Source organism: Microcystis sp. M49636_WE2, assembly GCF_030065375.1.
Classification (GTDB): Bacteria; Cyanobacteriota; Cyanobacteriia; order Cyanobacteriales; family Microcystaceae; genus Microcystis; species Microcystis aeruginosa_C.
In genome coordinates this window covers 1-5,103 of sequence record NZ_JASJFG010000899.1, presented here as the reverse complement: position 1 = coordinate 5,103, position 5,103 = coordinate 1, and the positions used below count along the sequence as shown (strand labels likewise).

The 5,103-nt window shown below is 40.4% G+C and carries 9 protein-coding genes and 1 pseudogene; 3 read left to right on the top strand and 7 right to left on the bottom strand.

The window, feature by feature from the left end:
- Positions 1 to 80: 80 nt before the first annotated feature.
- The 5 genes and pseudogenes from PX484_RS20620 to PX484_RS20600 form a co-directional block, all read right to left on the bottom strand.
- On the bottom strand, positions 81 to 350 hold the full coding sequence (locus tag PX484_RS20620) for a hypothetical protein (RefSeq protein ID WP_287767198.1): 270 nt from the start codon (positions 348 to 350) through the stop codon (positions 81 to 83).
- Positions 347 to 637: a type II toxin-antitoxin system TacA family antitoxin gene (locus tag PX484_RS20615; protein ID WP_002778803.1), complete on the bottom strand. Its 291-nt coding sequence runs from the start codon at positions 635 to 637 to the stop codon at positions 347 to 349. The genes PX484_RS20620 and PX484_RS20615 overlap by 4 nt, the downstream gene beginning before the upstream one ends.
- Positions 638 to 901: 264 nt before the next feature.
- Positions 902 to 1,174 (bottom strand): hypothetical protein, encoded by a 273-nt coding sequence (locus tag PX484_RS20610; protein WP_002799473.1) that lies wholly within the window; start codon positions 1,172 to 1,174, stop codon positions 902 to 904.
- Positions 1,152 to 1,439: pseudogene (locus tag PX484_RS20605) on the bottom strand (BrnT family toxin). Before PX484_RS20605 ends, PX484_RS20610 begins: the two are co-directional and overlap by 23 nt.
- A gap of 269 nt (positions 1,440 to 1,708) precedes the next feature.
- Positions 1,709 to 2,557: a hypothetical protein gene (locus tag PX484_RS20600; RefSeq protein ID WP_002778807.1), complete on the bottom strand. Its 849-nt coding sequence runs from the start codon at positions 2,555 to 2,557 to the stop codon at positions 1,709 to 1,711.
- A gap of 420 nt (positions 2,558 to 2,977) precedes the next feature.
- Between PX484_RS20600 and PX484_RS20595 the strand changes: the two genes are divergently transcribed.
- Both PX484_RS20595 and PX484_RS20590 read left to right on the top strand, forming a co-directional pair.
- Complete coding sequence (locus tag PX484_RS20595; RefSeq protein ID WP_287767193.1) at positions 2,978 to 3,304, top strand: DUF4258 domain-containing protein; 327 nt, start codon at positions 2,978 to 2,980, stop codon at positions 3,302 to 3,304.
- Positions 3,301 to 3,516 (top strand): hypothetical protein, encoded by a 216-nt coding sequence (locus tag PX484_RS20590; RefSeq protein WP_002757627.1) that lies wholly within the window; start codon positions 3,301 to 3,303, stop codon positions 3,514 to 3,516. The genes PX484_RS20595 and PX484_RS20590 overlap by 4 nt, the downstream gene beginning before the upstream one ends.
- Positions 3,517 to 3,604: 88 nt before the next feature.
- On the opposite strand, the gene PX484_RS20585 is transcribed toward PX484_RS20590, so the two are convergent.
- Together PX484_RS20585 and PX484_RS20580 are read right to left on the bottom strand one after the other, a co-directional pair.
- Complete coding sequence (locus tag PX484_RS20585) at positions 3,605 to 3,859, bottom strand: BrnA antitoxin family protein (protein ID WP_002738362.1); 255 nt, start codon at positions 3,857 to 3,859, stop codon at positions 3,605 to 3,607.
- Positions 3,843 to 4,115: a BrnT family toxin gene (locus PX484_RS20580; RefSeq protein WP_016516511.1), complete on the bottom strand. Its 273-nt coding sequence runs from the start codon at positions 4,113 to 4,115 to the stop codon at positions 3,843 to 3,845. The genes PX484_RS20585 and PX484_RS20580 overlap by 17 nt, the downstream gene beginning before the upstream one ends.
- A 294-nt stretch (positions 4,116 to 4,409) precedes the next feature.
- Here PX484_RS20580 and PX484_RS20575 point away from each other — a divergent pair.
- On the top strand, positions 4,410 to 5,103 hold a 694-nt coding region (locus PX484_RS20575; RefSeq protein ID WP_288105313.1), incomplete at its 3' end, for an amidohydrolase family protein.

Here is a 5,103-nt window from a genome sequence, read left to right as displayed (position 1 = left end):
AGGGCATACCGGAACCTTTGGGCTCGATCCAATAAACGCTTGGGGAGAGAATACCTCTACTTTTTCAGAAGCAATTCTGTCTAAGCAAGTAATCTCTGTGAACCAAGAATCCCCGTCTCTTTAGAGCGGGGAGTGTCAACATTAGCTGATTGTATACTAATCGCCCCGGAAGCAAGGGCGTAATACCCAACTACCCTATTGTCAACGCAGGTAACAAAAGTTCTAGTTGCACCACTGGCTTGATTAGCATAAGCTCGACGCTTCAACCAATCATCAAGAGAAGTAATTCCGCAGGAAAAATCAGTGATTGAGTGATAACTAGCCAGAGGTTCAGGTGGTGTCAAATTCATTCCTTCTCCCAAGGTGCGAGCGTCTGCATGGTTTTGCGTAAACGTTCATTAGGTTGAGGTGGTGCATCTAGAAGTGCGATAAATTCTGCATAAGCCTCTGGACTAGCCCAAAAAATAGTACGTTCGAGCAAAGTTTCCTCCGCAGCATTCCGCGCGGCTTCCAAAATAAAATCAGTTCTATTCTTACCTTGCACTTTGGCTGCCATATCGATCAAATTGCGTTCTTCTGGCTTAATTCGCAAATTTAGGGTATTACGCGGAGTCTTACTTTTTGTTTTACTACTCATAAGATGGGTGTGTAATTCCAAACTTAATTATTTTAACATAATGTAGTGACAACGACATTACACTATGTACGATACGATACCCGGATTTTTCAGAGAGATGAGCATCATTTGATGAAAGTCTAGGCTTCAAACCTTTCCATTATAACTGATAGGTAAAAGCTGCATCACCGCAGTAACACACCTTAAATAGTCTTGGGTTTCGTTGTTTCAAACTAATCGAGAAGAAGGGGCGTGCTGCTATGCAGTGCCGTAGGCATCGCACTATTATTGAGGAATTAATTTAATTAAACTTCTTAAAGTAGCATTAACGGATTCCGAATTAGGAAAATACTTTTTAACATCAGGATCAAGAATAATTACATCATTTTGCGCTGGAAAATGTTCAACCGTTTTTGTTCCATCTTCATGATGAATAGTAACGCTATGACCTTCCCGATACTGTTGGTAATATTTTCCGCGAACAGGATTTTTAAGTTGACTTAAATCATATTCTTCTCGCAAGTCATCTTCTAATTCATCTTGGATTTTCTCGTTCATAATATCTCCTTTCTTTGGGTGTAACTAATCTTGCACTAATTAAACGAATTTTATGATCACGATCCGTATAAGAAACAAATAGAAATTTACCTTGATCTGATCAACCTATTATAAGATAGCGATTCTCTCCTGTAGAATGGTCAGGATCATCGAAATTTACAGCTAAGGGATCATCAAATACGGTGGATGCTTCTTCAAAAGAAATGTTACGTTTTCTTTGATTTATTTTTGCTTTCTGTTTATCCCCTTCAAATGCTAGTTCCAAATCATTGCCACTTTGCCAACTGAAATATCCCCCATTTATAGCATATCCTGATGGCGGAATAACAATTTTTCCTCTGCGATCGCGTCTTGCCAAAGTTTGACCAATAGAGAGATCTATAAGCGATCGCCGCTGATAGTAAAAGGTGTGTCACCGCAGTAACACACCTTTATTAGTGTTGGGTTTTGTTGTTTCAACCTAATCTAGAAGAAGGGGCGATCGCAGTGAGAAAAAAGACGATCGCACTAAATTTTAGCTATTGAGGGTAATGTTTAAATTTTCGCCTCACAGTCCTCTTGCGATGAGCTAGATGACAAAACGGGATTGCTAAGGCTGAGTTTGACTGAATCAATCAAATCAGCATGAGCCTTTGATAGGTAATGCTCAATCTGAATCAAGCTATCGATGGAATTACTGGCAGCTAACATTGCGGTTGAGGATTTGGGTTTTCCTGGAGTTACAATCCATGTTCCAGAGGAGGTATATGTTACAGTGGTCTGATTGAGTATATCAAACGAAGATGGAACTGAGATTTCCGCAGCACTTCTAGATACAGTAGTAAAGTCGGCCAAAGAATTTGAGTCGTAGTTTCCAATGGTCACATAGAATGATAATTTTGGGGTTAAGGTTCTTTGTTGGTTAGGATCAGGAGACCAAGTCATACCCATAAAACCTTGTGATGTTCGAATCCCAAAGGTCATGTTAGAATACCATGCGAGGGCTTCGTTCTTTTCTTTTTCAAATGGACTGGACGCCATCTGAATTGACTGTGAGGGACCTGACGTGCCATATCTCGTCATTGTTGGTCCCGCATTAGGAGGCACACTAGCGTAGAAAGTTTCCCACTGATCTCCTAAATTAGCATTATTCGTGACACTGGATTGGACCAGAATGTTCGGAGCAACAGCATTATTACTTGCTCCTGCTGCTACTATATACTGCACGGGTATAGTAAATGAATTTATCCCAGGTTGCCGAGAAGCAATTTGCAGGTTGGTGTTGGAGTTAGCAAAAACTTTAGGATCGCTGGCAAGTTCTTGTGGACGCTCTAAAAAACACCAAAAAATTTGTGTACTTGAGGATTCGTTGACGATATAGATAGTATATTGATCAGCAGCCATTGTTGATTCTCCTTCTGAATTTTTCGAGTTAGCCATAGTGCCTTAAGCAAAATGCCTTGTCTTTTGGCTCAAAAGTGATTTGTTTAATCACCTTTGATACCAGAATAAGTTTTATTTTGAGTAATGGCAATCTCTAAAGTTAATACTTTTCTAATAGGTTTTTTTGAGTAGAATATTAACTTTCATATTAGATTTATATTAGATTTATATTAGATTCAAAGGGTCACTTTATGGTATGACTCCCTAATTCCTTAAGTAGAACAAATGAATTAATCATTCGGCTAAAATTCTCAAAACCCTTTTACCCTCTGACTTGTAGCGGTTTCAGGGGATGAAAAGAAGGCAGCAAAAAAGCGATCGCAATTCTTGAAAACAGACAGCGATCGCCTTCTTCCTTGAATAAAGAGATGCTATGATTAGATGATGAGTATAACCTTCCAATTAGTTCTGGCTTTACTTTCCCGTGGGCAAGTCAAAATATCAGCCCATGGCTACGATGAACTAGCAAATGACGGTATTCTGGTAAGGGATGTGATAACAGGTATTAGAGAAGCTGTCATTCTCGAAGATTACCCGGAATATCCTCAAGGGCGTTGTGTGCTAGTCTTACAGAAAGATAGTCAGGGTAAACCCGTTCATGTGGTTTGGGGTATAGCCAAGAATACCGAATCGCCTGCTGTTCTAGTCACTGCCTATAGATCTGATCCAGCACGTTGGTCAAGTGATTTTACAAGGAGAAAACCATGACAAAAAAGCCTCACATTAAACTTATCCACATTGGAGAGTACATGGCTGAAGTGGAAGTAGAACTGATTGAGACTCCCGAAGGATGGTCGCCCTATTTATCATTAGAAGACGCTCAAAAATTAGATGATGTCCGAGAAGCCCTTCGTCAAGGTGATCTACAAAAAGCTTCCAATTTAGCACATCTTTACAAAATTACCCCTCTTACCGTTTAACTAAACTTTGACAAGAAAAAATTAAAAAGCGATCGCAATCCTTGAAAACAGACAGCGATCGGCTAACTTGTAACTATCATAAGCAACATTATTGGAGGGCTGATAATTCTTCCCGAAGAATACGACGTAAATCGGACTGAGTGAGCGATCGCTCAGAAGGAGATTGGATATATTGTTTTAAAGCCTCATTAATTAGGGTTTGATAACCCATTCCTGCGGTTTCAGCCTGTTCTCGAAAATAAGCTAGAATCTCATCATCTAGATAAATGGTAATGCGTGTTTTTCCCTGAGAGGAAATGAGCGCCCCTCGTTTTCCTTTAGAAAAATCATATTCCTTTCTCATAAGTTTTTCTCTCTTGTTTTGTAGCACGACGAGCGGAAATCAAGGGAATGACTTCACCCCGCAAAGTATAAATAACCACTAATAGTGATCCCATGTTTCCCATCCCCACTGCAATAAAACGTTCTTCTGTTATACAATCGGGATCAAGATCATGAATAGCGAGGGGATCAAAAAACACCATTTCAGCTTCTGCAAAGGAAACACCGTGCTTTTGCCAGTTGGTTTTTGCTTTTCTGGGATCATATTCAAATGTTATACATACATTATATGTATCTTAGAAGGTTGAGTCAAGCTCAAAACCCCTTCAGAGTATCACACGTATCGCCTTACCTTCCCACTTAGAGGGGTATTCAGGGGGAATGACAACTGTGCCATGATGAAGAATCATTTTAAATTCAATCGCTTCCATTCGTTAAGTTTAATAAAGTGTTGTATCAAGTTTAACCCAATCAATCCATGGAGTTTTAGGGGATGAAAAAAAAGCCTAAAAAAAGGGACCGCTTTTTCCCAATCAAATATAATTTAGGTAGAAAATTGCCGAAAAATCGCTATGCTCAACGGGTACAAAATTATTGATGCTGATTCCCATGTCATTGAACCCCCCGCAATGTGGGGACAATACCTAGAACCTAAATTTAGGGAATTTGCCCCTTCTGCTGACATGAAAATCAAAGGAGAACCGATTAGTCAAAAAATCTCCCCACAAGTCCAAGCAGAAGGGAATAAGCAGATGATGCAAGCTCATCCCCATGCTTATCTCAACCGCTATAACCCAGAGTCCCATGTTCAATCTATGACACAAATGGGCATAGATGTAGCTTTTATTTATCCTAATTACGGACTGTGGTTATTTGCCATTGATAGCCTACCTGCTGAAGTGATGGGGGCTTTTGTCCGTGCTTACAATACATGGTTATATGAAGAATTTTGTAGCTATGACCCCGCTAGACTGAAAGGAGTCGCTGCAGTCAATCAACACGATCCCGAAGATATGGTCAAAGAGCTACACCGTATGGCGAACTTGGGCTGGAAGGCGGTTTTTTTGCGCCCTAATCCCGTTAAAGGCAGAATTTTGAGCGATCCAGCCTATGAACCCTTTTGGGCGGCCTGCGAGGATTTGGACATGGCTGTAGGAATTCATGAGGGACATTGGAGTCGTTTACCCACCACCGGTGCCGATCGATTTAACACCCGTTTTGCCCTTCATGCTTGTTCTCACCCCATGGAGCAGATGATGGCACTGT